The organism is Hominibacterium faecale, assembly GCF_020734085.1.
In the GTDB taxonomy this organism is placed as follows: Bacteria; Bacillota; Clostridia; order Peptostreptococcales; family Anaerovoracaceae; genus Hominibacterium; species Hominibacterium faecale.
In genome coordinates, this window is sequence record NZ_JAJAGH010000001.1 from 397958 (window position 1) to 424306 (window position 26349).

Here is a 26349-nt window from a genome sequence, read left to right on the forward strand (position 1 = left end):
CGGGAGGTTGTTATGGGAATTTTAGGAAAATTTAAAGATCTGGTAGGAATTGAAGACTACGATGAGGATGAGGAGTATGAAGAAGTGCAGCCAGTGTCAAAGGCGGCTGAGAGAAGGCCGGCGGAGAACCGGACATCCTTCTCGGCACCAAGACCTGAGCCGCATAATGACGGAAAGGTCATCCCAATGCAGAATCGGACGGTCAGCGCGATTACAAGTGCCTTCAAACTGGTGGTAATTGAACCTTCCGGCTTTGATGAATGCCCCAAATTAGTGGACAGCTTGAAGAGCAAAAAACCGATCATTATCAACCTGGAACGGATTGAATCCGATACAGCGAGAAAGATTTTTGACTTTCTCAGCGGCGCTACATATGCGCTCAATGGTAATGTTCAAAAGGTTGCAAACAATATTTTCGTCTTTGCACCTGAAAATGTGGACATCGCCGCGGGCGTAGACCACAAGGGCTTTTCATTCGATAATGACAAGAAGAACAGTAATCCCTGGAAATAATGGAGGTGCGGTATGATTTCCCCTTTAGAAATACAGGAAAAAGAATTTTCAAGAGGACTTAAAGGCTTTAAAGAAGATGAAGTAAATGAATTTTTAGATCAGATTACATTGGATTTGGAACATTTGCTGGAGGAAAACCGCCAGCTGAAGGCGGAAAAACAGCAGATGGAAGAGGATTTAAAAAAGTATCAAAGCTCTGAGGGCGCTGTACTGCAGACCTTGGAGACCGCTAAAGCGCTCATGGGAGAACTTTCTGCCAGCGCGGAAAAGCGGGCGCAAATTCTGCTGAAAAATGCCGAGCTGGATGCTCAGCGGATGCAGCGGGAGGCAAAAGAAAACATCGAACGCATGCAGGAGGAAAACGCAGTGCTTCGCAGCCGCTTTACCAGCTTCCAAAAGCGGTACAAGCGGATGTTGGAAGAAGAACTGCAGCGCTTTGACAGTTTGGCGTCAGAGCTGTTCCCGGAGCTGCAAGTGAGCGATCTTTCCGATCTGCCGGAAGCGGCTCCCAAGCAGAGGAAGACCAGCAGGTCGGGAAAGCCCAATATCGACCCCAATGACAGAAAAAAGACCATGGTCCATATAAAATAAAAGACAGGAGGCGGGGCAGATCATGCCCCGTAATTTTTACATGTATTATATTCTGATTGCGGCGATTATCATACTGGATCAGATCGTCAAAAAAGTTGTGACTTCTTTCATGGCCTTGGGAGAATCGATTCCAGTACTAAGTCAAGTGTTTCATATCACTTATATCCGAAATCAGGGAGCAGCCTTCAGCCTGATGGAAGGGTTTCGCGGTTTTCTGATATTGCTGCCGACGGTTCTGATTCTGGCAGTCCTCATCTATATCTTTAAGAAGAGAAAACGTGCCCATCCGCTGCTTTTGACATCGCTTTCCTTTATCGCCGGAGGCGGACTGGGCAATGTGATCGACCGAGCGGTCTTTGGCTATGTGGTGGATTTCTTGGATTTTCGTGTTTTCCCGGTATTCAATGTGGCGGATATTTTCGTCTGTCTGGGCTGCGGCCTCTTGATCATCTACATTATTTTTATCGACGGAAAGAGAGAGCATGGAAAAGGAAACGATCTACAAAGTAAAAATCGAAAAGAAGCAGCAAGGGACCAGAATTGATTTGGTACTTTCTCTGGCTCTGCCCCAAATCTCCAGGAGCTATTTGCAAAAGCTGATTGGTTCGGGAGCTGTAACCATAGACGGGACGGTCTGCGGGAATAAAAAATGCAAGGTAGAGGAGGGACAGGAAGTTGTGATCATCCTGCCCGAGCCCCAGCCGCTCAATGTTGAGGCAGAGGATATCCCGCTGGATATTGTTTATGAGGATGAAGACCTTTTAGTGGTCAACAAACCCAAAGGCATGGTGGTGCATCCTGCAGCAGGAAACGAATCGGGCACGCTTGTTAATGCTGTCCTCTACCATTGCATGGGAAAGCTGTCATCGATCAATGGCGTTATACGGCCGGGAATTGTACACCGGATCGATAAGGATACCAGCGGCCTTTTAATGGTGGCAAAAAACGATGCGGCACATGTCACTTTGGCTGAACAGCTGGCAAAGCATAGTATCACCAGAGCCTATAATGCCATTGTTTATCATAACTTTGCCCAGGACCAGGGAACGGTAGATGCCCCCATTGGGCGGGATCCAAAGAATCGTCTGCGGCAGGCCGTGACGGAGCAGAATTCCAAGCGGGCGGTAACCCATTTTCGCGTGCTGGAGCGATTCGGCAGGTTCACCCATATTGAGGCGAGGCTGGAGACCGGGCGTACCCACCAGATTCGGGTGCATATGGCTTACATGAAACACCCCCTTTTGGGTGACGGGGTCTATGGGCCTGCCAAGAATTCCTTCGGCGTCCAGGGGCAGATGCTCCATGCAAGATTGCTGGGTTTTGTCCATCCAAGGACTGGGACTTACATGGAATTTGAAAGTCCTCTGCCCGATGAATTTGAACAGATTTTAGAAAAATTGAGACGGAGCGTATAGAATGAAGAAATTGCGTTTTAAACCGGGAACCATGCTCAATCCAGTGCCGGTGGTCATGGTCTCTTGTGCAAGCGGCAGCGAAAAAAATATTATTACGGTCGCCTGGACCGGTATTGTCAATTCAGAGCCGCCCATGACCTATGTTTCAGTGAAAAAAGAGCGGCATTCTCACCGATTAATCAAAGAAAGCGGTGAATTTGCCATTAACCTTTGCACGGAAAAGCTGGTTTTCGCCACCGATTACTGTGGTGTTAAATCCGGCCGTGATGTGGATAAATTCAAAGAACAGAAGCTGACGGCCCTTGACGGTGAGAAGATCAGCTGTCCAGTCATTGCCCAATCTCCGGTTAATTTGGAATGCAAGGTTAAGGAAATTCACGAATACGGCAGCCACGATATGTTTGTGGCCGAAATCGTCAATGTCCGGGCCGATGATGGGCTGATGGATGAGAAGGGCAGACTGCGGCTGGATCAGGCTGGTCTGGTATGCTATAACCACGGCGAATATTTTGCCTTGAAAAGACAGCCGCTTGGTAAGTTCGGCTACTCGGTAATGAAAACTAAGACGAAAAAGCGGTTGGCGGGAGAGGCACGCAAGCAGCATTTCCGAAAAAAAAGATAGGGACCTGGGGAAGATGCAGAGCCCTATCCATTGATCAATAGGGATGGATCAAGTATCTTCAGAAGACTTGGGATCTTCTTGTTTCTCATCTTTGATCGAACGCAGGCAGCTCTCACAGATATATCCCCCTTTGAATGCGAAATTGTGGTACAGCTGTCCGCAAAGAGTACAAGGTTCCGCTTCTGAATTCTCTTTTTTGATTTTGTTTTCTATTTTTGTTTTGTCCATAACCTTTCCTCCTTTGTGAAACGAGCTGAAATCGTGGAACATGGAGTCAAGAGCGGGTAGTACATATATAATAAAACAATCTCTTGTGCTAAGCAATCGATTTTGTTAAATTTTAACAAAAAGAGCATAAAATGTAATATTGTAGGATAAAAGGAGACGCCATGTATCAAAAGTTTCAGTTAAAAAAGGCGCAGGAACCGGATGGAGCTATCATCGGATACCATTGGCCGCGGGAAAATCCTTCCCATATAGTCTGCATCGTTCATGGAATCGGCGAGTATGCAGGCCGGTATGATCGGGTCGCGACCAGGATGAATGAGGCTGGATTTGCCGTGTTGTCTATGGATCTTAGAGGACACGGCAAATCCTTTGGCAAACGGGGCCATTGTGCGCCCAGGCAGGAGGTGCGGGCGGATCTGGATGAACTGATCGCCTGTGCGCGTAAGCGGTATCCCCAAGCCCCCGTCATTTTGTACGGGCATAGCATGGGCGGCAATCTTGTTTTGGATTACCGAAAGGGTGGAGCGCTCAATTTTGTCCCTGCGGCATTTATTGTCTCCGCGCCATGGGTGGAACTGGTCCGTGCGATTCCGGCACCGCTGTATGCGGCCGTTAAGCTGTTGTCCCGAATCGATCCTCACTTTGCAATTCCTTCGGGTGTGTCGGCAAGTGATCTGGGTCATCGCAACTCAGTTGGCGATTATGAGAAGGATCCGCTGGTCCATAAAAAGATTACAGCCCTTTGCGCTGTGGAAGGGTTCGATATTGGAGCAAAGCTGGCAAAAGGCGCTTTGCCTGATAATGGAGGAGCTGCAGGAAAGCCGATGCTGCTGATGCATGGAACGGGCGATAAAGTATGCAGCATAAACGGCAGCAAAAAAATTGCTGCCGTGGAAGACTGTGAATACGTAGAGTGGCCCGGACTATATCATGAGATTCATAATGGAGGAGCAGATAGTACGGGCGATGAAGTTATCGAGAAGATGATTCGCTGGATTGGGGAACTTTCGGTGTAACATAGACCGTGCGGTTGTGGGTGAAAATCACCATGCCGGGTTTTGCTCCAGCAGGTTTCTTTACGTAGCGGACCTGGGTGTAATCCACAGGCACGTTTTCGGACGCACGTCCTTTGCTGTGATAAGCAGCGATGGCTGCAGCGTCGAAGATCGCTTCTTCGGTCAGCAGGCGGTCATCTGTAAATACAATAACATGGGAGCCAGGAATATCTTTGGTATGAAACCAATAGTCCTTAGGCCCGGCCATTTTAAAGGTAAGAAGATCGTTTTCCTTGTTGTTGTGTCCGGCCAGAACGCGAAATCCATCCTCCGTAATATACTGGAAAGGCTGAGCCTTTCCTTTTTTCTTGGGTGCACCGCTGGTCTTGCGCTTTCTGAGGATACCCGACTCAACCAGCTCTTCTCGGATACTGTCCACCTCTTCTACTGTCAATGCGTTTTCCAAAAATGCGGCCACCGATTCCAAGTAAGCGATTTCCTGATCCGTCTCTTCCATTTGAACCTTTTTTTCCTTGACTGCGGTTTTGGCTTTGCCATACTTTTTAAAATAGCGCTGGGCATTTTTTGGCGGAGCATATTTGGGGTCCAGGGGTATGTCTACTTGACTGCCGTCGTAATAGTTGGTCACGGTTACAGCGTCGGCTCCAGGACGGATTAAATGGATATTGGCAGTCAGCAATTCGCCGTAAAGTCGATACTTATCAGAATTTTCTGCTTTTATCAGGTCTTCGCCCAGCCGCTGCCGCTTTAGGTATAATTTGTCCAGAGCCGCGTTCAGCGTTTTTTCCAGATCAGCGGCTTTCTGTTTGACCCGATTGGAGGACTGCTTGTGGACAAAATAGTAATCCAGGGCCTGGCTCACTGTGTCAAAATTCAGGCTTTCCGGATATAAGGATAAAGGTATAACATGAAAGTCGCCCGGGCTTTTATCCTCTTTTAAATAAACCACAGGTGTTAATCGGCCCTGATTCAAAGCCTCTTTAATTTCGTTCAGTCTGGTATAGAGGTCAGGACCGTCGGCCAGGAACTGAGCCGCTGCAGGGGAAATACCGCCGATGGATGCCAGCAGCGACTTGGGATCTTTATCCAAAGATGCTGCCTGGCCGGGCGTAATTTCCTTGAACGGAATCTTATTTTGCAGCGGAGGATATTCATAAAGCTTGCCCGGAAGGATCTGCCGGGCACGATTAACATCAATGGAAACCCGTTTAATGCTGTCCATGATTTTCCCCGTGCTTAGGTCAATCAGTATGATATTGCTGTGTTTGCCCATGATCTCAAAGATCAACTTTTTATTAACAGAAAAGCCCAGTTCATCGATGGTCTCAAGCTGGAATTCAATGATTCGCTCACAATCCTTTTGGGCAATATCCGTGATGCGCCCACCCTGCAAGTGCTTTCTTAGGAACATGCAAAATGGCAGCGGTGCCGGGGGATTAGGAGGGTTTTCTTCAATCAGATGGATACGGGCATGGTTGCTGCTGGCCGATGCGTACAGCCTCCGGTTTCCCTTTTTTGTGTGAATATGAAAGACCAGCTCATCGGATTCAGGCTGGTAAATTTTTTCAATCTTCCCCATAAGCAGGGTGTTTTTCAATTCTTGTGCCACCGCGCAGGTGACAATTCCGTCAAATGCCATAGTTTTATTACCTCATTCGTTTTATTGCGTTTATATGTTCATGTGTACCAGAAGTCGGATTAATCACAGTTTAGACTGGCGCACACGCTGAAACTTACTCGACGTAGCTCGTAAGTTATAGTATAATGATATATTATCATAGTTTTGAGGAACTGAGGAGAATAAATTAGATGATAAAAAGTATGACAGGCTTCGGGAGGAGTGAACATTCGGACGGAAAGAGGAGCATTACCGTTGAAATTAAATCGGTTAACCATCGTTATGGGGATATCAGCGTCAAGATGCCCAGACGGTACTCTTTTGCGGAAGAGAAAATTAAAAATACGGTAAAGAAAACGGTGAGTCGGGGTAAGGTGGACGTTTCGGTGATTGTGGAAAATCTCACCGAAGACGATATGACCGTTAAGCTCAATACAATGGTTGCCAAGCAATACGTGGACAATCTGGGTGAGCTGCAGGGAACGTTCGGACTGAGCGGGGAGATAACTCTGCAATTTCTGGCTACGCTTCCGGATGTCATGAAAGCAGTCCCGGACGTTGAAGATGAGGATGAAGTCTGCAGGGCCATTCAGGTTCCGCTGAAGCAGGCGGTGGAAAATCTGGATTATATGCGGACGATCGAAGGGGAAAAGCTGGCGGAGGATCTGCTCAAGCGGGGCGATTTTATCCGCAGTCTGGTAAAAAAGATCGAAGAACGTTCGCCTTTAGTAACGGAAGCCTATTCGGAAAAACTGAGAGAGCGGATTAAGGAATTGATTGGAAATCATGTGACAGTTCCCGAAGACCGCATTTTGCTGGAAGCGGCGATCTTTGCTGATAAATGCAGTATTACGGAGGAGCTGGTTCGTCTGGACAGCCATATGATCCAGCTGAAACGGATTTTGGAAAAGAGCGATCAGCCTGCCGGCAAGAAGCTGGACTTTCTGGTTCAGGAAATGAACCGAGAGGCCAACACGATCGGTTCCAAGGCCAATGATATCGAAATCACCAATTTCATGCTGGAGATCAAAAGCGAAATTGAGAAAATTCGCGAACAGGTTCAGAACATCGAATAGCGTACATAGAGGGTTAGAATTTGGAGAAGTTGGCGAAAATTTAAGTTGATAGCCTTTTTCCATCATGTTATAATCAATAGTTGCATAACAAGTAAGGAGAATCAAATGCACAAAGGAAGATTGTTTGTAATTTCCGGGCCTTCCGGTGCGGGAAAAGGGACGATATGTAAAGAAATTCTGGAAAACGAAAACATACGGCTTTCGGTTTCCATGACTACTAGAGAACCCCGGGCCGGAGAAATGCACGGAGTCAATTATTTTTTCGTTAATGAAGAAGAATTTAAACGGATTATCGAGGAAAGAGGATTCCTGGAATACGCCCAGGTATACGGCAACTATTACGGAACTCCCAAGATGGAAGTTATGGACATGATGAACGACGGCATCGATGTTGTCCTGGAAATCGATATTCAAGGAGCGCTGCAGATCAAGGAAGCGTATCCGGAAGCAGTCTTTATCTTTATTCTGCCGCCGTCAATGGCAGAGCTGAGAAAGCGGATTACCGGCCGGGGATCGGAGACGGAAGAGTCTCTGGAGCGAAGACTGGGCGAGACGCTGAAAGAGATTTCTTACATCGATAAATACGATTACTGTGTTATCAACGGAGAACTCAAGGAAGCGGTCGACCGGGTGGCGGCGATCATCATGGCCGAGCATTCCAGAGTTTCGGAAGATGTATATAAGATCATAGAACGATATAAGGAGGAGATTTGAATGTTATACCCATCCATTAATGAGATAAGAAAAAAAGCGGACAGCAGATATACGCTGGTGATTTTGGCTGCTAAACGGGCAAGGGATATTATTGAAGGCAAGCCCAAACTGACGGAAGTGGATATTGAGAAGCCTGTATCCATCGCCGCCAATGAGATTGCAGAGGATTTGATTACCTACCGAAGAGAAGAACTGTAAAACCGTATGAATGCAGAAAATGGGGCCGCCCAATGAAGACAAGACATTTGCTTCCTTGGGCGGCTCTGTTTTTTTGCGGCGGCTGATGTGCATCTTTTATACGAATCACGATCAAAATATCCTGTTTTATTTATGGTAAGCTAATGGGCATAAGGGCTCCTTTGCAACGCTGCAAAAAAACAATTTCTTCATTTTGTTGCAAATACAGACAAAATGTTGCAGATTCCGGTCAGACAACGCACTCTTTTTGTGGAAAAATAGATTCAACAAGATATAAGGAAAGGAGTTGTTGCTGAATGAACGGAAAATACATACCTATAAAAACGAGAAAAGAAACAAGTAAAGTCTATTTGGATGAGATCATCTACATTGAAAAAAATTTGAGGAAAACACTTCTGATTACAGAGAGCAGGACTGTTGCGATTTATTGCGATATGGCCTCGATGAAACAATATACCGATGAGCGTTTCATGGACTGCCACAGAAGCTATCTCTTCAATATGGACAAAATTATTCGAATGTCGGACCAAACCATCTACATGGAAAATGGCGATCAAGTGTTTTTAGGGCGGGAAAGTTTCCGCAGAGGCCGCCGTGCCTTCGACCGCTATTTAGAACAACAAAAAAATAGGGAAAATCAAGAAAAAAACTTGTAATTTCAACGCATTTATAGTATAGTTATCTGTGGTCTGGCTAAATAATTGGGACAGACTGAAATTTTTATGAAATACGCACACCGTAATCACCTGGCAGAGGGTGCCGGCCAGTCCGGTTTCTTTCAGGAAAACATACGGTGGAGGCAGAAAACCAGGAGGAAAATGACATGGCAGTAATTTCAATGAAACAATTACTTGAAGCAGGTGTACACTTTGGACACCAGACGAGAAGATGGAACCCGAAAATGGCTCCGTACATCTTCACAGAAAGAAACGGAATTTATATCATCGACCTGCAGAAAACAGTAAAGAAGATCGATGAAGCTTATGAGTTCATGAAGGAAGTTGGAGCATCCGGCAAGCCAGTTCTGTTCGTCGGCACTAAGAAGCAGGCGCAGGCTGCGATCGTAGATGAAGCAAAGAGATGCGGACAGTTCTACGTCAACCAGAGATGGCTGGGCGGCATGCTGACCAACTATAAAACCATTTCCGCCAGAATTAAGAGACTCCGTGACATCCAGGCAATGGAAGAGGATGGAACCTTTGAGAAGCTTTCCAAGAAGGAAGTCGGCAAACTGAGACTGGAACTTGAAAAGCTGGAGAAATTCCTCGGCGGCATCAAGGATATGAAGGGAATGCCGGGAGCATTATTTATTGTAGATCCGAAGAAGGAAAGAATTGCGGTAAGAGAAGCCAGAATTCTGGGAATTCCGGTTATCGGTATTGTTGACACCAACTGCGACCCGGACGATGTGGACTATATCATTCCGGCCAACGACGACGCCATTCGTGCGGTAAAACTCATTGCAGGAAAAATGGCGGATGCTGTGATTGAAGGCAAACAGGGTGAAAGCTTTGATGAAGGTGAAACAGAAGGTTCGACCGAAGCCGCTGCTCAAGAAGTTCCTGAAGAAGAAGCAGAAGCAAAGGCTGAAGAAACTGCAGAATAATCGAGGAGGATATAAATATGGCTGTAACAGCACAATTAGTAAAACAACTGCGTGAAATGACGGGCGCAGGTATGATGGACTGTAAAAAAGTTCTGGTAGAAACAGACGGCGATATCGACAAGGCTGTTGAACTGCTGAGGGAAAAAGGTCTTGCAAAGGCTGCGAAAAAGGCAGGAAGAATTGCCGCAATGGGTCTGGTTAAGACTGCATTTGCCGCAGACGGAAAAGCAGCGGCGATTGTAGAGGTTAACTCTGAAACCGATTTCGTTGCTAAAAATGAGGATTTTGTAAAATTTGTAGATACTCTGGCTCAGATGGCTCTGGAAAACGATGCGGCTGATCTGGATGCGTTTATGGCTCTGCCCTATGAAGGCGAAGGCACGGTGCAGGACGCTCTGAACAATAAGATCGCTACTATCGGAGAGAATATGAACATCAGAAGGTTCCAGAAGCTGGCTGCACCGGGTGTTGTTTATACCGGATATATCCACGGCGGCGGAACTATTGGTGTCATCGTTGGTCTGGAAACAGAAGCGACGGCCGAAGAAATTGCAGTTACTGGTAAAGACGTTGCAATGCAGGTAGCGTCCATGAATCCGAAATTCCTGAACGAAACTCAGGTTGATCCTGCTTGGCTGGAATCGGAAACTGAAATTGCAAAGCAGCAGCTGCTCAACGAAGGCAAAAAGCCGGAGCTGCTGGATCGAATCATTCCGGGAAAAATCAAAGCCATCCTCAAAGAAGTATGTCTGGTTGACCAGAAATTCGTTAAGAACAGCGATCTGACGGTCGCTCAGTATGTTACGGAAGCTGGAAAAGAGCTGGGCAAGGATATGAAGGTTGCTGAGATGGTTCGTTTTGAAGTAGGCGAAGGCATCGAGAAGAAGGAAGAGGATTTCGCGGCTGAGGTTGCGGCCCAGCAGGCTGCGGCAGCGAAGAAATAGCTAAATCAAGGAACGTAATATAAGCGTTAATCTATTAAAATAGAACACTTGAAGGGCTTTAAAGGCTCCAAGTCATGGATTATACTATGAGTTGGAAATTTTGAAGCCCTTTTTTGTGTTTTAAATTTCCGTTTAATACCGTCTAATATTGCTTAATACCATATAGTTTTGAGTAAAATGAATTTTTTAATCTGCGGCGAATAATGTACAAATCATGCGTTTTAACACTAAACGTTAATTACTGATATAAATGCAAATTCTACTTTGGGTTTATATCAGTAATTAACCGAAATGATAGTAGAAAGGGAACAGGCCTATTGTATCAAAGAAAACCTTACGCAGGAGGATTTGATTCGTATCAAGCAAACCTTTGACTTGATGAATCTAACAAAGGAGCAGCGTGAACGCTATCTTACAGCTGGCAAAATACGTTGTAATGAGAAAACCAAAAAAGAAGAAAGTCTATATCCTGACGATATCCTTCGTAATGGATGCATTCTTGACTATGCAAAGACGCTCCTGTCGGTAAAGAATCCGCAGGTGGTCGAAAAGGGATATCAGTTGTTAGAGCTTTTAAACCCGCTGGCGGAGAGGAAAAAGACCAAGAAGGAGCTGCAAGCTGCTGGGAAATACACCGATCTACGAATTGTTTCCGGAAGAAGATTTTCGCGGCACATTTGAGGATGATCGCTGTGATGACATGGCTTGGCGAGAACAATACTATTTCGCAAAACCGGTGACCGGTATGCCGGGTACCTGGGAGGTAGATCGGCAAGGGGCGCTGTATCAAGCGTACCGGCAAATTTTATATCAGAAAACCATTATGCAAATATGTGAGAAGTATCCGCAGGAACTCTTGCGGGAATTATCCCAGGACGAGAGAAACAGGATAGAGGAACTTGTGCGTAAAGTAGAAGAGAAAGAGCAAGAGCCGCAGCCGGACTTTGCCAGTTTTCAAAAAGAAAAGCAAGGCGTTTTGGAGGCAGGTGAGGGGAAAATTGAAGTCCGTTCAAAAGAAGGTTAGAAAAATAGGAAATACCGCCTAACAAGAAAAACGATTCGTAAAGCGTAAATTTATTTTTCTTGTGAGGGATTGCCAGAATATGTTAAGATATAGGCAAGGTGTTTTAAAGGATAATTGAATCACTTAAAGCACAACAAATTTAAAGTAACAGTCGTTACAATACCGATTAGCAGAATATATTGGGGAGAAAAACGAATAAAAAAAATAAACATTTGATAGCTGTTCCTAATGGTGGTTGGGTAACAATTAATACGTCTACAGGTGTGACAGAAACGTATTCCGATAGTGGTTCTAAACGAAATTTTACTAAACACCATCTAGATGTATTATTTACAAGCCCAAATGCGGCATCAGTAACTAAAAAATTAAGATATTCAATGGGACAACTGGTTCACTATAATCCCAAAAAAGTGGTGTGTACATCCATTAAACCTATAGACAGCGTAATAGTGCCTACGCCTTATGTTGCTTTTCGACATAGGGATAGTAAGACAAAAGTAACACATAAAAAGAATAGTAGTGGTTATTGTTATTTGGCGTACTCAATAGTCGGGGGAGTTAATCCTGTTAGCAAAGGGTGTAAATTTACAGGAATAACAAAGTAACTTTTAAAGGAGGTGGAATTATGAATATCAAAAAAGTGTGTTTGCCGATATGCGCAGTAACGATTGCATTGATATTAGGAATAAGCATTTGGAGCGTTACCAATCAAAAAGTATTTGGAAGTGATATTACTGCAAATAATGCGGATAACTTGGAATCTTTTGCAGCTTTGCAGGTAGAGAAATCTGATCTTCAAGATAAACTTGGACCTAATAGTATTTATCCGGAATTTCGTATAAATGTTGAGGAAGAGAAACTACTTGATAAGAGTCAAGCTGAAGCTATTAGTGAAACTGAAAACGAGTTGTTGGAAAAAGAGGCGCTATATTGGTATGCAACTAATCACGGAATACAATTGTCCGAAGAGGAGACACAGCAAAGAATTGAAGCTGCGATTACCGACGCAAAGACGGCTGAAAATTACGATGAAGTTGCAGAAGCTTGTAAAGCCGCTGGTACAACTTTTGAAGCTACCATGCGAGAAAATAAAGAAACATACAAAAAGGAATATATTATAAATGACCTGTATAATGCAAAACTAGCTACTTTTAATGAAGGAGAGAAACAACTTTCAGAAGAGAAGCTATCTGCATGGGAAGCTTATTGGGATGATTTTGTCAAGACAACAGTATCGGAGTATGAAAAAACTAAAAATTTTGCTATTCTGGATAAGGCAATAAGCAAAAACAAAGTACTGATTCAAAAAGACATAACAGACATCGATAGAGTCAAGGCGTCGGACATATCTGTATTTAATAAGTTGAATTATTAAAATAAGAGCAAGCGTTATTCTATGACAAACATTGTTAAAAGGAGGTAGTGTTGAGAAAAAATGAAACAATAACAGCAATTAGAGAAATTAAGCGAAAGAGACTTTGTGTGAATATAAATCTATCCATACAAAGTCTCTTGTTTCATGAGCAGAACATAAAACAAATAAAAATAAGTGGCAAAAAAATTTTGTGATAAAGCAATAGATAATTGAAATATAAATAGAACTTATGCGGGGTTCCACCTATGCATCCAACGAGTATATCGAGAAAATGAACGAATATGGGCTGGTCGGAAGCATGAGCCGGACCGGGAATTGTTGGAACAATGCACCGATTGAGAGCTTTTGGGGGAGAATGAAAGTGGAATGATCGAAGGCTTATACAAAACGCGGCAGGAGGCCACCCAGGACTTATATGAGTACATCTGGGGATACTACAATACAAGGAGGCCACATTCAACAAATGGCTACAAGACGCCAGCAGAAGTATACAAAGAATCGCCGGCGAAAGAGCCATCTGCTGCATAATGGCTGCTATGGTTAGCAGTCCAAAAGGAACTCTCGTGAGATTTACATACGTTCGTGTCCGTTAATCGGGGGCCACACCATCAAATGGCTGATACTTTTGGAGCGAACCATTGGAAATAGCATCAGAATTGAAAGGCGTCGAGCTAAATCCTGATATTTTATCCTTTGCGTATCCCTGGTCAGGCACATCACAGGCCGAAAACTGTCTGAAATGAACTCGATCTTTTAAGATTCTGATAGCGAAGGTATTTTTTGCCAGTTTGTGACTCTCGGCCTTGGGACATTGCTTTGATATTTGCCCATATCGAATAAGAATTGACAAAAAACTGAAAATCGGGCCATCAGGAACAGAAAGTGGCCGCATCGGGTAAAAATAGCGAATCTTGCTGCGGTGTAATTTGCAAAGTATATGATTGACTCCATTGAGTACGGCTTTGCCCAGATATGCAAATACTTGGTGCAGGAATTTTCTATCTTACTGATCCTTGCAGCGTATTTAATTGACCAGAGATGGATAGCAGCGTAAATAGCGTGAGCAAAGGCGCTTATTACGCCTGTTGGCCGCAAGGTTATTGATTACACCTTGTGCTAAAAGTTCAAGGAAAATCTGTAATTTATACAGTCTTTATGGTACAATCAATGAGGTGAAGGGAGAAGAAACATGCTTGATGCAGTCATTTTTGATATGGATGGAACTTTGTTGGATACATTGGAAGATTTAACGGATGCTGCCAATGCCGGCCTGGAGGCTGGCGGCTATCCAAATAGAACACTGGAAGAAATTCGCCAGTTTGTAGGTAATGGAGTCAGAACACTGATGAGCCGCGCGGTACCGCAAGGCACTTCAGAGCAGAAAATGGAAGAATGTTTAACGGCTTTTAAGGATTTTTACGCACAGCACTGGCAGGATAAAACAACGCCGTATGAGGGAATTCCGCAGCTTCTTGCCGCGCTGCGTAAAAAGGGCATTAAAACCGCGGTTATTTCAAATAAATACGAGCAGGCTGTCCTTGAGCTTTGCAGGGATTATTTCCCGGGAAGTTTTGACGCTGCCAGAGGGCAGCGTGAGGATGTGCCTCTAAAACCGGCACCGGACAGCGTATTTTCCATTTTGGAGGAATTAGGCATGAGCAAAGAGCGGGCGATTTATGTGGGTGATTCTGAGGTGGATATGGACACGGCGCGCAATGCCGGTTTAAGATCAGCTGGCGTAACCTGGGGGTTCCGCGGACGAGAGCTGCTGAAAGCTAAGGGCGCCGATTTTATCATCGATGAGCCCGGGCAGCTGCTGACGCTGATCGATGAGGGATTAATCTAAGTATTGGGCAGGATTGGAAGGAGACGTTTATGTTTGAAAAAGGGCAGAAATGCCAGATTCGAATTGAAGATATGAGTCATGAAGGCCAGGGCATCGGCAGAGCGGATGGTCTGGCTGTTTTTGTACCAGGGGCTGTGATCGGCGATCTGGTGACTGTGGAGCTGACCAAGGTGAAAAAGCGTTTTGCTTTTTCACGGCTGCTATCTGTGGACGAGGCTTCCTCATATCGAATTGAACCACTGTGCGCAGCAGTCGGCTGTGGCGGCTGTGGTCTGGGAAATTTGGATTACCAGAGACAGCTGGAACTGAAGGAAAAGCAAGTTCGGGACAAGCTTACTCGCCTCGGCGGCCTGGAAGATCCCGTCGTCAGGCCCATTGTTGGCATGGAGGAACCGTTTCGATACCGGAATAAAGCGCAATTTCCTATCAGTACCGGCGGGATTATTACCCGCAAGGGCGGCATCGTAGAAAACTTGGGAGAGCCGGCAGTGGGTTTTTATAAGGTCAAGAGCCACGAAGTTGTCAACTGTATCGACTGCATGCTCCAATCCGAAGCGGCGATGGCTGCGGCGGATGCGCTGCGGCGTTTTATGGCGGAGGATAATATCACGGCCTGGGACGAACGCTGGGAAAAGGGCCTGCTGCGCCACCTAATCGTGAAAACTGCCTTTGGAACCGGAGAAGTTATGGTAATCCTGGTAATCAACGGCAAGGGAATTCCCAACGGGCAGAAGCTGGTGGAAATGCTGGACGAGGCCATCTACGAGGCCGGCTTTTCTTTGGAGAGCGTGGTGCTGAATATTAAAAAAGATAAAACCTCCCGGATTATGGGGGAAGAATGCATCACTTTGGCTGGAAAACCGACGATTTTGGAACAAGTAGGAAAGATGTCTTTAGAGATTTCGCCCCAGTCTTTTTATCAGGTGAATCCTGTGCAAATGAAAGTGCTGTATGATCAAGCCCTGGAATATGCTGGTTTGACAGGAACGGAAAATGTGCTGGATTTATATTGCGGCGTGGGGACCATCGGCCTGTACTGCGCGGAGCGGGCGGGAACTGTGGTTGGCATTGAATCTGTGAAAAATGCCGTTTTAGACGCCAACCGAAACGCAGTGATCAATGGAATCGTCAATGCCAGGTTTGTGTGCGGCAGGGCGGAGGAAGAACTGCCCAGGCTGCTGGCGGAAGGCGACAGTGACGATGTGATTGCAGACTGTGTGCAGAATGCGGATGTGGCGATTTTGGACCCGCCGCGGGCCGGGTGCGATCCGCGGCTTCTGGAAGCGGTTGCTGATGTTGGGGTGAAGCGGATCGTTTATGTTTCCTGCGACCCGGCGACGCTGGCCCGGGATGTGAAGGTGCTGGCGGGGCTGGGGTATGAGTTTGTGGAGGCTGCGCCGGTGGATATGTTTCCGTGGACGGTGAGTGTGGAAACGGTTGTACTGCTTTCCAAACTTCATCCAGACCAACATACTTAGGTAGAACTGAAGATGGATGGGATGGATTTGGCATAGGCAGAAAGTGGGCCAACATATGCTGAAATAAAGCAATATGTGTTAGATAAGACAGGACTCAAAGTATTTCAATTATATAGCACTAGTTAAAATATGGACTGACAGAATGAGTCAATTATAATTTAGGTGAAAAGAAATCAAAAGTTCCACAAGTACCGCCAGAAAAGGAACAGGTAATTGAAGATGCGTTATGATCACTTAGTGGAAAAAAGGGTTTCAAATAGTAGAGGCGTTGATTATGGCTAATATTGAAAGTATCAAACAGAAAATACTCCAACTGGATGCAGGGTCGTTTCAAAATCTTTGTGATTCTTATTTATATAAAATAGGCTATCCGAATATAGTATCTCTTGGTGGAGAGGCGGGTACACGAAAGACCACTTTGGGTACACCGGATACTTATTTTATTGCATCAAATGGAAAGTATGTTTTTGTGGAATATACAACTCAAAAGACGAGCTTATTTGCAAAAATTAAGGATGATCTAGAAAAATGTCTTGATACGTCAAAGACAGGCGTTCCGCATGATAAAATTTCTGAGATTATTTATTGCCATACTTCATCAAATCTTACACCTCGTCAAGATAGTGAGATAAAAGCTTTATGTGAAGATATTGGAATTAAGCTTACAGTTATCGGGATTGATAAGCTTGCGGTAGATATATATCTTTTCCATCATAATCTTTCACGTGATTTTTTAGGAATATCAATAAGTACGGGGCAAATTCAATCGTATGACGATTTTATCAATAGTTATAATTCAAATAGAATGGCGGCTCGAATTGATACCCAATTTTTATTTAGAGAAAAGGAATTTAAAGATATTGGCGACGCTTATCTGAAAGTGGATGTTGTTATACTCAACGGCTCAGCAGGTACGGGAAAAACTCGTTTAGCTCTGCATTATGTGAAAAATCATCCAGATGCTAATAATGAGGAGGTTTACTGCATTCACAGTAACGCGTTACCAATATATGAGGATTTGAAACTTTTTATAGACAGGCCCGGAAACTATTTTCTTTTTATCGATGATGCAAATCAATTGTCAGGATTGCAGCATATTATTCGTTATGTCTCCATGAAACCACAGGGGTATAACGTAAAAATACTAATTACGGTGAGGGATTATGCACTACAGAAAGTAATAAAGGAAGTTCGAGAAATTACTTCGTATGAAATCATAAACATTAATGTATTTACCGATGAGGAGATTAAGAAATTACTCGAAACTTCATTGGGTATTCTAAATCAAAACTATCACGAAAGAATCACAAGAATTGCAGAGGGAAATGCCCGTATTGCGATACTTGCAGGGAAAGTAGCGTGCAATTCAAATCGCTTGGATTCTATTAATGATGTGTCGCAATTATATGAAGATTATTATGGCTCTTATTTAGAGGATAATCGATTACTTGTCAACAAAAACACGTGTATAACTGCTGGTATAGTTGCTTTTCTAGAAGCAATCCATTTGGAACACATTGATGCGTTTTTGCCGATTTTACAGGAAAAAGGATTAAATCGAGATGGTTTTATCGAAAACGTACGTATACTTCACGACCAGGAAATTCTCGATATTTACAATGATAAAGCCGTTCGTTTTTCTGAGCAATGCTTATCTAATTATTTGTTAAAATATGTTTTCTTTGATAAAAAACTACTCAGTTTGTCGGAAATGATGAAAGCTTGTTTTAAAAGTTATAAAGAACGAACCATTTCTTCGATTAATACATTACTTAATATATTCATGAATGAAACTCTTTTCAATTTTGTTGAGAAAGAAATAAAAATATTATGGAATGAATTATCAAAAGAAAAATCTCCAGTATTCTTTGAATTTGTTAAAGTGTTTTTTCGTATTAATCCCACTGAAACTCTTCTGATTTTGAAACATAAAATTGAATTAGAAGAAGACGTGAATTGTGAATGGTGTGATATTGATACTGAGAAAGGAAAAAACTATCAGAATGTAACTAACGATATTATCGAAATCCTTGGTGGTTTTGCAGATACGGATGATTTGCCAACAGCCTGTGATTTATTTTTTCAGTATTATTTAAAACGACCAGATTTATATATGGAATTTTATCATGCAGTTAATCTATATTTTGGTATTAATAAAGATTCTGCAGGCTATGGCTTTTGCACACAAATAATTTTTTTTGAAAAGATAAAAGAGTATTCAGATAATTGGAAACAAGAATTTGTTACTACTCTCTTTTTAGAAATAGCAGAAGAATTTTTAAAATTGCATTTTTTACCAGCGGAGGGAGGGCGAAAGAATACAATTACTATATATCAAATCCCATTAGTCATATCTGATGGTGTTGAAAAATATCGTAAGCTAATTTGGGAATCTTTATCCTCTTTATGTGGGATTGAAAAGTATAAGGCAAAAGTTACAAAAATCCTCAGCTCTTATGGCGGCACTGTCGAGAATACAAGTATTTCAGTTTTACAATTTGACTTAAAATATATCACTTCAATTTTAAACTCAAATTTTCCGCCGGATGAATTGGAAAACTGCATCTTAGCAAATAAAATAGCACGTGTTTTCAATGGTATGAATCATTCTTGTGAATCGCTATTTGCTGAATATTTTGAAGGGGAAGACATTCAATTATATCATCTTCTTAAAGGACCAGATTACAAAAAAGAAATTGATTATAAAGATTGTGAAAACCAAAAACGACAAACGATTGAACAATACGTTTCTGATTGTGATTTGAAAATGTTCAAGAGATTAATCGATGTTTGTAATGATATTCCAGAACTCGATGGCCATTCATCTTGGAAGGTTGGGGAAGGGTTAAGAATTGCCTTCGATGCTATTTATCTTAAAAAAGATTGCTACGTTGATGCGATCAAGTATTATTTAGAAAAAGATACCCCAAACAATTTAAACCCAGATCATTTGCTGGACATGTTCTTTTCATTATTGCCTGATTCAGAAGTGTATCAAATTGTTGTTAATGGAGAATATAGTCAGAAAAATGCTTGGCTGTATGCTTATTATCACCAATTACCGCCAGAGTTGATTACCGAAAATCATCTATATAGGATTTATGACTTTTTGAAAGACACTTCTGACGGGGATATTACTTCATCATCAATGCGTGATGTGGATTTCCTTGAGAAGTATAATATAATAGACGAGCAAGCATTGATAAAGGGATGTAAAATTATTGTACATAAAATGGAGTATTCGCCTTTTATAGTGCACATTTATTTTAACTTACTATTTAATATCCATCATAATACACCGCAAGAAGTAATTAAAAAATTTAATTGTAATCTGGAATTGCTTGAACAAATTTATTATGCCATACTGTCGTATGATAATTACTTTGATTATAACGGACAATTTTTGAAAGAGATTTATTTGGTTAGACCTTCTATGTTGGACAAGTATATAGATTATTTAATAAATAAAAATAAAGGCTCTTTTAGAGATCATCAAGAAAGGCATCGTTGTTTTTTTGATTTGGATGATTTCATAGAAATATATAATAAGATTTTTGAACAGCTATTGGGGAATTGCCGGTTTCCCAAGATGTCAGTACCATATTTTTTGGAGTCTTTATTATTACCAACCCCAAATGATCAAAATCTATTGGGAAGACAAGACAAGTGGATTCGGCAATGCATTCAACTGTTTTCCAATGATGAAACAAAAATGTACTGCCTATTTTCAGTTATATCAAAATTTGAAATCGAAAGAAAAAGGGAATATGTTTTATTGTTCCTTAAGAATAATCCATTGTTTGAAAACTTTGAAAGGATACCATTAACACCTACTTCTTGGAGTTGGTCAGGTAGTGCCGTACCTATGTATTCTGCTTGGATTGAATATCTTAAATCATTGCTTCCAAGTTTTATGGGTTTAAAATGGATAAAGCATAAAAAACATATCGAAACACAAATCGGTTATTTAAAAAGGGAAATTGAATCTGAACAAATTGATGAAATCTTAAGAGGATGATTTGCAAACACAAGATAAGATTGAAAATAGAATGAGGACCTGTTAGTAATAGCCGTTTCTTTACATCTTAAATGGAAGACGCTCAAAAAATTCATATTTTTTAGATGCAGCAAATTTGTTAAAGTCTATTCCATTTAAACTTTCAATTATTGGAGGTGATATGGAACTGAGTTTGGACAGCGTTAATTATGTCGAGATTGCGGTACTGCTTTCTTCCCACAACAAACCGACAGCATAATCAACGTAAAGTAGAGTTTGGTCAAGGCGAGGGGAAAGTGCCTTTGGATGCGATAGCAGAGCAGATAGTTCATTAAAACCAAAAGACATATGAAATTTATTTGCTGTTAGCTGAAAATGTGTGTAGCAGAGTTGTGGCCTTTAACAGACATTGCAAAATATCGTAATGAGGATGATCTAAGATTTGTAAATCAAAATTGGATGCGAAATTTTGAATAATATACATGCTCCTGAATAAGAAAGGATTGAGATAGATATGGTTTCAAATGAACGTTTAAGAGTAAAATACTATTCTGTAAATGATTTAAGTATGGGATTTTATGTAAATAGGATAGAAAAAATAATTTGTGATTTTGTGATTGAGGCAAAAAGAATGGATATTAACGAAATTATTGAATTATATAATATACAACAGTTTTTTCAAAATAGAATATACTCCAGATATTGGACTAAAAAACAACTGAATGATTATAGCAGAATTGTAGAAAGCTTTTCGAAAGTAATAGGTAAATATTTTTCTGAAATTAATATAGATGTGCTGGAAGGTATATTTGAAACTATTAATTATAATTACAGGGATGATTTTTGGAAACTTATAGAAAAGTATAAGGTTTTTGAGAGAATTCCAGTTGAGATATTTAGAAATATAACTAAAAACAAGCATTTTATTTTAAGAGATGTTTTGAAATGTAAAAATCTAGCAAAAAAATTTTCACATGAAATAATTACCTATATGGAAGAAAATCCATTCTGTGCAGAAATATTATTAAGCCATTACTTGGAAAAGCATGACAGAGATATAGAACCTTTATATTTCCCATCTGAATTATCAAATGATAAAAAAATCTTAATATTGGATAATTACATATTAAGTGACTCGGCTAATAGTAATTATATAAAATTAATTTTTGAATCTAATAGTACAAATAACTTGTGTTTACCAGACCGATTAAAATTAAGAGCCAAACGAAGATATGATGAACAAATGGAAATTTTATTTAAAAATAGCGCTGGCTTCGAATATGGTGTACAAGTCATGTTTTCTGATAAACAAGACGAAGAACAGAAATTTGAAATTGGGAGAAATAGAATTCTATCAGTTTCGTATAGTAAAAAATGGATAAAAGAAAATTTAGATTATCCTACATTATTAAACAATTTTGTATATTTATTTGGTTATACTGATATGCAATTTAGATCTCTTCATGTTCTTAGGGAATCGCAATTGGGTATTTTAGAGAAGACTTTAGGAATTAAAGGGAAAAAAGAATATCATACTGGAATTGCATTTCAACAGATGCAGATGTTGGCACAACTTCAAATGGTTGGATACTGTAATGAACTAGAGAAATATCATATTTATTTAGAAGAGATTATTAATTGGTTTTTTTGTAATTATTTAAAGGATGAATTCAATGTAAAGGGTTTTAATTTCAATGTATCCTCAAGAACGGCATCATATCTTGAAAAATGTAGGAATATTGCAGCTGAAATGGATAGTGTTTTAAAACAATTTAAGCTTTGGTGTGAAGATGGGGAGATTGACAATGAATTATTACATATATCTACAGAGCATATGTTTATTAAAGATATTCCAAGTATGATAGATAATAAATATATTTACCCATGTGGGAAGGACTATCAAACAATAACTCATTTATTGTTTTCGGATCAATCAATAATTTATTATATTCCAGGATTATCAAAAAACTACAATTCGTTTTATGATTTATTAGAAAAACAAGATGTTTATTACGATATATTTCAGGAATATCAAACGTCAAGCATTAATTGGCTAGTTGAGCATGGTATAATAAAGATGGATGAAGAAAAAAGAATAATCCCTTATAAGGAAAAAATAAATATATTGAATGAGTTGTATGAACAAAATGTAGCATGCTGGAATTATATGAAAAAATATCAAGATATTATTGTAGAATTAAAAGAATTTGGAATGCTGCAGTTTTCATCATCCCTGTTTTCAAAACCAGAACAGGATTACTATAATTATTTATTTAATAAGTCCGAATTTGACAATGGACTAGATATTCGTAACCGTTATAGTCATGGGACGCAAAGGGTAAATGAAGAACAAAATAAACAGGATTATTATATTTTTCTTCGGATTATGATTCTTATAGTTATAAAGATAAACGAGGAGTTTTGTCTAAAATATCCTGAAAAGTAAGAACGTTAAGTGTGGATATTAATTTGTGCTAGCTTATAGTGGATCTGAGTGTAAAGATGTTTCTTGAGTAAAATTAATTGTTTTAATATTTTAAATCATTGCTTCCAGACTTTATAGATTTAGTTTTTTATGTGATCAATTCTTCTCATTAACTGATACTTTCCATATAAATTCCAGTTATGCCCATTGAAAATTCCATTTAAAACGCGTGTGCAGGTCACTTGGGCGAAAATAAACAGATTAGGAAATATTATGAGTATGCAAAAGCGCATCCCATCACGGAATGGCGTTGCCGGACGGATATTCTATATGCCGGCAACGACAATATGACAGCCCGCAAGACCGTGGATGAATTTATAGATCACTGCCATGCATCCCTTACGGTTATGGAAAACGGTGAGCATTGGTTCCACACGCCGGAGCAATTAGCGATACTGAATCAGTGGACGAAAGAGCGTGTAGAATACCTGGGTGAGGAAAACAAGGGAAACGTGGAAATCGTTGAGATCAAAGAGCGAACGCCGCTGTTATTATTGCAGCTGTTAGAACTATGGGAGAAATCGGTGAGGGCAACCCATTTGTTTTTATCAGATGAAGAAATTGGCGCGATTAAGGGAGCTGTTCCTGCGGCATTAAAAGGGATCCCTCATTTGATTGTAGCGGAAAACGAAAAGATACCCGCAGCCTTTATGGGAATTGATGGGCAGAAACTGGAAATGCTGTTTGTATCTGCCGAAGAGAGAGGAAAGGGCATTGGAAAAAAACTGCTGGAATACGGTATTGAGAAGTTTGCCATTCGGGAACTTGCCGTGAACGAGGACAATCCCCTCGCCAAAGAGTTTTATGAGCACATGGGATTCGAAGTCTTTAAAAGAACAGACCATGATGAACAAGGAAACCCATATCCACTTTTATATATGAAGCTTCATACTTGCAAAGGAGTAATGGACCATGAAAATGCCGGCAAAAAATATTGATCCCATAATGTTCGCCCCTTGCGGGATGAATTGCAAGGTCTGTTATAAACATTGCCATCACAAAAAGCCATGTGCCGGATGTCTAAACAGCGATAATGGCAAGCCGGAACATTGCCGCAAATGCAAGATCAAAGATTGTATCAAAGAAAAAGGGTTATCCTATTGCTTCGAATGTTCTGACTATCCGTGTAAGCTGATAAAGAATCTTGAAAAAAGCTATAAGAGGTATCAGGCAAGTCTTATGGAAAATAGCAAGTTTGTTCGTAAATATGGGTTAGAAACGTTTATGGAACAGCAGAAAGAAAAATATACCTGTTCAAAATGCGGTGGTATTATTTCAATTCATGACAGGGAATGTAGCGAGTGCCAGGAAAAGATGAATGATGAAACTTAAATTTTACGATTCATATTTGGATAAGGAAAATGGCGATTATTACTGATATCATGTGATAGGTTTAATAATTTTACATGTTGTATGTGATTTTGTATATGTGTTTTTTAAAGATAATGTTTGAAAAATACAAAATGCTTATAAGTAGTACAAATAAAAAATAATCCTGATAGCGAAAGGAGGACAACTAAGTGGATACTCATGGAGAAATGCTGATTTATCAGACTGAAGATGGGTTGACCAAAATAGATGTTAGTATGGTTGATGAAACTGTATGGCTTACGCAAGAGCAAATGGCAGAATTATTTCAAAGAGACAAATCGACTATTTCACGCCACATTAAAAACATCTTTGCTGAGGGAGAATTAGATGAAAAAGTGGTTGTTGCAGAATTTGCAACAACCAGTCAGCACGGTGCGATGGAAGGAAAAACACAAAGCAATATAACAAGATTCTACAATCTCGATGTTATCATCTCCGTGGGTTATCGTGTGAAATCTCAGCGTGGTGTGCAGTTTCGTATCTGGGCAACGAATATTTTAAAAGAATACATCAAAAAAGGTTTTGCGATGGACGATGATCGTTTAAAGGAACTGGGCGGAGGTGAATACTTCAAAGAACTGCTGGAACGGATTCGTGATATCCGGGCATCGGAGAAGGTGTTTTATCGTCAGGTTCTGGAAATCTATGCAACAAGCATAGACTATGATCCCAAAGCGGAAGTTTCTGTTCAGTTTTTCAAGAGGGTGCAGAATAAAATTCACTATGCTGTCTCCGGAGAAACGGTGGCAGAGGTGATTTAACATCGTTGGAAGGATTGTATCTTTAATTTTTGTGGTATGTCTGTATTTGATAGGTTAATGTTTAGGCTTGTTGCAGACAGTAACCATGCTGAAAGGGAAAAATGGTTAAATCAAACTAAGGATATGGTGAAGCACTACTTCCCGTAAAGTAGCTTCCAGTTTGTCAGAGAGTTAAAAACAGGAAAAAGGCAATAATTTATGGAAAAGCAGAAAGTACGCCCCCCTATGTAACGGCTATGGGGCCGATCGTTATTGGAACCATTTGCGCCCTGGAAGTTCAGGCAAAGCCGATGTGACAGCAGATTTACGGTTGCTTTATGGGGGCGGATTCTATTGATAAAATATTGCGTTTGGGATAGAATTTAGATTGAGACTCTTAATAAAAGAATGGAGGTATTATATTATGGCGCTGAATCTTGTGGGATGGAATGTTGTGCTGGATTCGGATAATGCACACGAGTTGGCTGTATTTTACGAAAGATTACTTGGCTGGACGCGGTTCGATGGTGAAGAATATACGGTCTTGACGAATGTAGATCAAGAGGGCACTCCAACTTGGATCACCTTCCAGCAAGTAGATGACTATGTACCGCCCGTTTGGCCTGCGACACCGGATGAGCAGCAGCAAATGGAGCATTTGGATTTCCATGTTAAAGATGTGGAAGAGGGGGTAAAGCATGCTCTGTCATGTGGCGCAACCATGTCGGAATTCCAATACGATGATCGCTGGCGAGTAATGATCGACCCTGCGGGACATCCGTTCTGTATACTGCCTCCAATTATGCCCTGGCCGTAAATTTGGCAGCAAAATGAAAGGGAGAACTGAAAATGGTCATTAGAAATGAAGAAAAAAAAGATTATCAAGAAGTAGAATCCATCACCAGAAAGGCTTTTTATAATTTATATGTTCCAGGCTGCACAGAGCATTATCTGGTTCATATCATGCGTGAACATGAGGACTTTGTGCGGGAACTGGATTTTGTTATTGAAGTGGACGGCCGCGTGATTGGGAATATTATGTATACAAAAGCAAGGCTGATCGACGAAACGAAGAAGGAAAAACAGATTTTGACGTTTGGTCCGGTCAGCGTTTTACCGGAATACCAGCGAATGGGTTATGGAAAAATGCTGATAGAGCATTCCTTTGAAAAAGCGGTGGCCCTTGGGTATGATGCAGTTGTAATCTTTGGAAATCCGGGTAATTATGTCGGCCGTGGGTTCAAGAGCTGTAAAAAGTACAATGTCTGCATCGAAAACGGGACATATCCGGCGGCAATGATGGTAAAAGAACTGGGCTCAGATATTTTTGACGGAAGAAAATGGGTTTATTATGACAGCCCGGTCATGCAGATTGATGAGGCAGCGGCGCAGCGTTTTGACGATACCTTAGAAAAAATGGAAAAACGGCATCAGCCAAGCCAGGAAGAATTTTATATACTCAGCAATTCGTGTGTGCAGTGATTTGACAAAG

The 26349-nt window shown here is 41.3% G+C and carries 27 protein-coding genes; 25 read left to right on the top strand and 2 right to left on the bottom strand.

Annotated elements, in window-relative coordinates:
* Nucleotides 1-12 precede the first annotated feature (12 nt).
* The 5 genes from LG211_RS01835 to LG211_RS01855 are packed head-to-tail and all read left to right on the top strand — an operon-like array spanning nt 13 to nt 3141.
* Nucleotides 13-513: a cell division protein SepF gene (locus tag LG211_RS01835; protein ID WP_227754726.1), complete on the top strand. Its 501-nt coding sequence runs from the start codon at nt 13-15 to the stop codon at nt 511-513.
* 12 nt (nt 514-525) lie between these two features.
* Complete coding sequence (locus LG211_RS01840) at nt 526-1104, top strand: DivIVA domain-containing protein (RefSeq protein WP_227754725.1); 579 nt, start codon at nt 526-528, stop codon at nt 1102-1104.
* A gap of 22 nt (nt 1105-1126) precedes the next feature.
* Nucleotides 1127-1648, top strand: coding sequence for a signal peptidase II (gene lspA, locus LG211_RS01845; RefSeq protein ID WP_227754724.1), 522 nt, complete (start codon nt 1127-1129; stop codon nt 1646-1648).
* Nucleotides 1587-2519 (top strand): RluA family pseudouridine synthase, encoded by a 933-nt coding sequence (locus tag LG211_RS01850; RefSeq protein WP_148395674.1) that lies wholly within the window; start codon nt 1587-1589, stop codon nt 2517-2519. The genes lspA and LG211_RS01850 overlap by 62 nt, the downstream gene beginning before the upstream one ends.
* Nucleotide 2520: 1 nt before the next feature.
* Complete coding sequence (locus tag LG211_RS01855) at nt 2521-3141, top strand: flavin reductase family protein (RefSeq protein ID WP_148395675.1); 621 nt, start codon at nt 2521-2523, stop codon at nt 3139-3141.
* Nucleotides 3142-3189: 48 nt separating this feature from the next.
* Here LG211_RS01855 and LG211_RS01860 read toward each other — a convergent pair whose 3' ends face one another.
* The gene (locus LG211_RS01860; RefSeq protein WP_148395676.1) at nt 3190-3369 is read right to left on the bottom strand and encodes a hypothetical protein; all 180 of its coding nucleotides are present in this window, start codon (nt 3367-3369) and stop codon (nt 3190-3192) included.
* Between the two features lie 161 nt (nt 3370-3530).
* Here LG211_RS01860 and LG211_RS01865 point away from each other — a divergent pair, with 161 nt between their 5' ends.
* Nucleotides 3531-4385, top strand: a complete 855-nt coding sequence (locus LG211_RS01865) for an alpha/beta hydrolase (protein ID WP_269476921.1) — start codon at nt 3531-3533, stop codon at nt 4383-4385.
* Here LG211_RS01865 and LG211_RS01870 read toward each other — a convergent pair.
* Nucleotides 4342-6024 (bottom strand): Rqc2 family fibronectin-binding protein, encoded by a 1683-nt coding sequence (locus tag LG211_RS01870; RefSeq protein WP_148395678.1) that lies wholly within the window; start codon nt 6022-6024, stop codon nt 4342-4344. The two genes, LG211_RS01865 and LG211_RS01870, sit on opposite strands and share 44 nt — an antisense overlap.
* 170 nt (nt 6025-6194) lie before the next feature.
* Here LG211_RS01870 and LG211_RS01875 point away from each other — a divergent pair, with 170 nt between their 5' ends.
* From LG211_RS01875 to LG211_RS01965, 19 genes are all read left to right on the top strand, one after another.
* Nucleotides 6195-7079 carry a YicC/YloC family endoribonuclease gene (locus tag LG211_RS01875; RefSeq protein WP_148395679.1) on the top strand — a complete coding sequence of 295 codons (885 nt, stop codon included), beginning with the start codon at nt 6195-6197 and terminating at the stop codon, nt 7077-7079.
* 105 nt (nt 7080-7184) lie between these two features.
* Nucleotides 7185-7793 carry a guanylate kinase gene (gmk, locus tag LG211_RS01880; RefSeq protein WP_148395680.1) on the top strand — a complete coding sequence of 203 codons (609 nt, stop codon included), beginning with the start codon at nt 7185-7187 and terminating at the stop codon, nt 7791-7793.
* Nucleotides 7794-7991 carry a DNA-directed RNA polymerase subunit omega gene (gene rpoZ, locus LG211_RS01885; protein WP_148395681.1) on the top strand — a complete coding sequence of 66 codons (198 nt, stop codon included), beginning with the start codon at nt 7794-7796 and terminating at the stop codon, nt 7989-7991.
* A 296-nt stretch (nt 7992-8287) separates the two neighbouring features.
* A complete protein-coding gene (locus LG211_RS01890) occupies nt 8288-8647 on the top strand; it encodes a LytTR family DNA-binding domain-containing protein (RefSeq protein WP_148395682.1) in 360 nt (119 codons plus the stop codon).
* Between the two features lie 167 nt (nt 8648-8814).
* Entirely contained in the window at nt 8815-9597 is a 783-nt protein-coding gene (rpsB, locus tag LG211_RS01895; RefSeq protein WP_148395683.1) for a 30S ribosomal protein S2, read from the top strand.
* A gap of 17 nt (nt 9598-9614) precedes the next feature.
* Nucleotides 9615-10541: a translation elongation factor Ts gene (gene tsf / locus LG211_RS01900; protein WP_269476922.1), complete on the top strand. Its 927-nt coding sequence runs from the start codon at nt 9615-9617 to the stop codon at nt 10539-10541.
* Nucleotides 10542-10832: 291 nt separating this feature from the next.
* Entirely contained in the window at nt 10833-11222 is a 390-nt protein-coding gene (locus tag LG211_RS01905; protein ID WP_269476923.1) for a hypothetical protein, read from the top strand.
* 19 nt (nt 11223-11241) lie between these two features.
* Nucleotides 11242-11565 carry a hypothetical protein gene (locus tag LG211_RS01910; protein WP_269476924.1) on the top strand — a complete coding sequence of 108 codons (324 nt, stop codon included), beginning with the start codon at nt 11242-11244 and terminating at the stop codon, nt 11563-11565.
* Nucleotides 11566-11744: 179 nt separating this feature from the next.
* The gene (locus tag LG211_RS01915) at nt 11745-12170 is read left to right on the top strand and encodes a hypothetical protein (RefSeq protein WP_269476925.1); all 426 of its coding nucleotides are present in this window, start codon (nt 11745-11747) and stop codon (nt 12168-12170) included.
* 20 nt (nt 12171-12190) lie between these two features.
* Nucleotides 12191-12940, top strand: coding sequence for a hypothetical protein (locus tag LG211_RS01920; protein WP_269476926.1), 750 nt, complete (start codon nt 12191-12193; stop codon nt 12938-12940).
* A 1189-nt stretch (nt 12941-14129) separates the two neighbouring features.
* Nucleotides 14130-14786 carry an HAD family hydrolase gene (locus LG211_RS01925; RefSeq protein ID WP_148395693.1) on the top strand — a complete coding sequence of 219 codons (657 nt, stop codon included), beginning with the start codon at nt 14130-14132 and terminating at the stop codon, nt 14784-14786.
* Nucleotides 14787-14815: 29 nt separating this feature from the next.
* The gene (gene rlmD / locus LG211_RS01930) at nt 14816-16264 is read left to right on the top strand and encodes a 23S rRNA (uracil(1939)-C(5))-methyltransferase RlmD (protein ID WP_269476927.1); all 1449 of its coding nucleotides are present in this window, start codon (nt 14816-14818) and stop codon (nt 16262-16264) included.
* A gap of 274 nt (nt 16265-16538) precedes the next feature.
* Nucleotides 16539-20282 carry an ATP-binding protein gene (locus LG211_RS01935; RefSeq protein WP_253021191.1) on the top strand — a complete coding sequence of 1248 codons (3744 nt, stop codon included), beginning with the start codon at nt 16539-16541 and terminating at the stop codon, nt 20280-20282.
* 493 nt (nt 20283-20775) lie between these two features.
* Nucleotides 20776-22707 carry a hypothetical protein gene (locus tag LG211_RS01940; protein ID WP_253021192.1) on the top strand — a complete coding sequence of 644 codons (1932 nt, stop codon included), beginning with the start codon at nt 20776-20778 and terminating at the stop codon, nt 22705-22707.
* 221 nt (nt 22708-22928) lie between these two features.
* The gene (locus LG211_RS20190) at nt 22929-23684 is read left to right on the top strand and encodes a GNAT family N-acetyltransferase (RefSeq protein ID WP_465250767.1); all 756 of its coding nucleotides are present in this window, start codon (nt 22929-22931) and stop codon (nt 23682-23684) included.
* A complete protein-coding gene (locus tag LG211_RS01950) occupies nt 23659-24078 on the top strand; it encodes a DUF3795 domain-containing protein (RefSeq protein ID WP_269476928.1) in 420 nt (139 codons plus the stop codon). Before LG211_RS20190 ends, LG211_RS01950 begins: the two co-directional genes overlap by 26 nt.
* 188 nt (nt 24079-24266) lie before the next feature.
* Nucleotides 24267-24878, top strand: a complete 612-nt coding sequence (rhuM, locus tag LG211_RS01955) for a RhuM family protein (RefSeq protein WP_465250768.1) — start codon at nt 24267-24269, stop codon at nt 24876-24878.
* 403 nt (nt 24879-25281) lie between these two features.
* Nucleotides 25282-25674, top strand: a complete 393-nt coding sequence (locus LG211_RS01960; RefSeq protein WP_148395699.1) for a VOC family protein — start codon at nt 25282-25284, stop codon at nt 25672-25674.
* A gap of 32 nt (nt 25675-25706) precedes the next feature.
* On the top strand, nt 25707-26339 hold the full coding sequence (locus LG211_RS01965) for a GNAT family N-acetyltransferase (protein ID WP_269476929.1): 633 nt from the start codon (nt 25707-25709) through the stop codon (nt 26337-26339).
* The last annotated feature ends 10 nt before the right edge of the window (nt 26340-26349 follow it).

What these genes read in the sequence shown, in the direction of transcription:
- LG211_RS01870 (WP_148395678.1), bottom strand. Translation starts at nt 6,024, where the DNA reads ATGGCATTTGACGGAATTGTCACCTGCGCGGTGGCACAAGAATTGAAA.
- LG211_RS01855 (WP_148395675.1), top strand. Translation starts at nt 2,521, where the DNA reads ATGAAGAAATTGCGTTTTAAACCGGGAACCATGCTCAATCCAGTGCCG.
- LG211_RS01850 (WP_148395674.1), top strand. Translation starts at nt 1,587, where the DNA reads ATGGAAAAGGAAACGATCTACAAAGTAAAAATCGAAAAGAAGCAGCAA.
- LG211_RS01925 (WP_148395693.1), top strand. Translation starts at nt 14,130, where the DNA reads ATGCTTGATGCAGTCATTTTTGATATGGATGGAACTTTGTTGGATACA.
- lspA (WP_227754724.1), top strand. Translation starts at nt 1,127, where the DNA reads ATGCCCCGTAATTTTTACATGTATTATATTCTGATTGCGGCGATTATC.
- LG211_RS01835 (WP_227754726.1), top strand. Translation starts at nt 13, where the DNA reads ATGGGAATTTTAGGAAAATTTAAAGATCTGGTAGGAATTGAAGACTAC.
- LG211_RS01865 (WP_269476921.1), top strand. Translation starts at nt 3,531, where the DNA reads ATGTATCAAAAGTTTCAGTTAAAAAAGGCGCAGGAACCGGATGGAGCT.
- LG211_RS01840 (WP_227754725.1), top strand. Translation starts at nt 526, where the DNA reads ATGATTTCCCCTTTAGAAATACAGGAAAAAGAATTTTCAAGAGGACTT.
- tsf (WP_269476922.1), top strand. Translation starts at nt 9,615, where the DNA reads ATGGCTGTAACAGCACAATTAGTAAAACAACTGCGTGAAATGACGGGC.
- LG211_RS01940 (WP_253021192.1), top strand. Translation starts at nt 20,776, where the DNA reads ATGGTTTCAAATGAACGTTTAAGAGTAAAATACTATTCTGTAAATGAT.
- gmk (WP_148395680.1), top strand. Translation starts at nt 7,185, where the DNA reads ATGCACAAAGGAAGATTGTTTGTAATTTCCGGGCCTTCCGGTGCGGGA.
- rpsB (WP_148395683.1), top strand. Translation starts at nt 8,815, where the DNA reads ATGGCAGTAATTTCAATGAAACAATTACTTGAAGCAGGTGTACACTTT.
- LG211_RS01960 (WP_148395699.1), top strand. Translation starts at nt 25,282, where the DNA reads ATGGCGCTGAATCTTGTGGGATGGAATGTTGTGCTGGATTCGGATAAT.
- LG211_RS01875 (WP_148395679.1), top strand. Translation starts at nt 6,195, where the DNA reads ATGATAAAAAGTATGACAGGCTTCGGGAGGAGTGAACATTCGGACGGA.
- rlmD (WP_269476927.1), top strand. Translation starts at nt 14,816, where the DNA reads ATGTTTGAAAAAGGGCAGAAATGCCAGATTCGAATTGAAGATATGAGT.
- LG211_RS01920 (WP_269476926.1), top strand. Translation starts at nt 12,191, where the DNA reads ATGAATATCAAAAAAGTGTGTTTGCCGATATGCGCAGTAACGATTGCA.
- rpoZ (WP_148395681.1), top strand. Translation starts at nt 7,794, where the DNA reads ATGTTATACCCATCCATTAATGAGATAAGAAAAAAAGCGGACAGCAGA.
- LG211_RS01935 (WP_253021191.1), top strand. Translation starts at nt 16,539, where the DNA reads ATGGCTAATATTGAAAGTATCAAACAGAAAATACTCCAACTGGATGCA.
- LG211_RS01965 (WP_269476929.1), top strand. Translation starts at nt 25,707, where the DNA reads ATGGTCATTAGAAATGAAGAAAAAAAAGATTATCAAGAAGTAGAATCC.
- LG211_RS01905 (WP_269476923.1), top strand. Translation starts at nt 10,833, where the DNA reads ATGATAGTAGAAAGGGAACAGGCCTATTGTATCAAAGAAAACCTTACG.
- LG211_RS01860 (WP_148395676.1), bottom strand. Translation starts at nt 3,369, where the DNA reads ATGGACAAAACAAAAATAGAAAACAAAATCAAAAAAGAGAATTCAGAA.
- LG211_RS01950 (WP_269476928.1), top strand. Translation starts at nt 23,659, where the DNA reads ATGAAAATGCCGGCAAAAAATATTGATCCCATAATGTTCGCCCCTTGC.
- LG211_RS01890 (WP_148395682.1), top strand. Translation starts at nt 8,288, where the DNA reads ATGAACGGAAAATACATACCTATAAAAACGAGAAAAGAAACAAGTAAA.
- LG211_RS01910 (WP_269476924.1), top strand. Translation starts at nt 11,242, where the DNA reads ATGGCTTGGCGAGAACAATACTATTTCGCAAAACCGGTGACCGGTATG.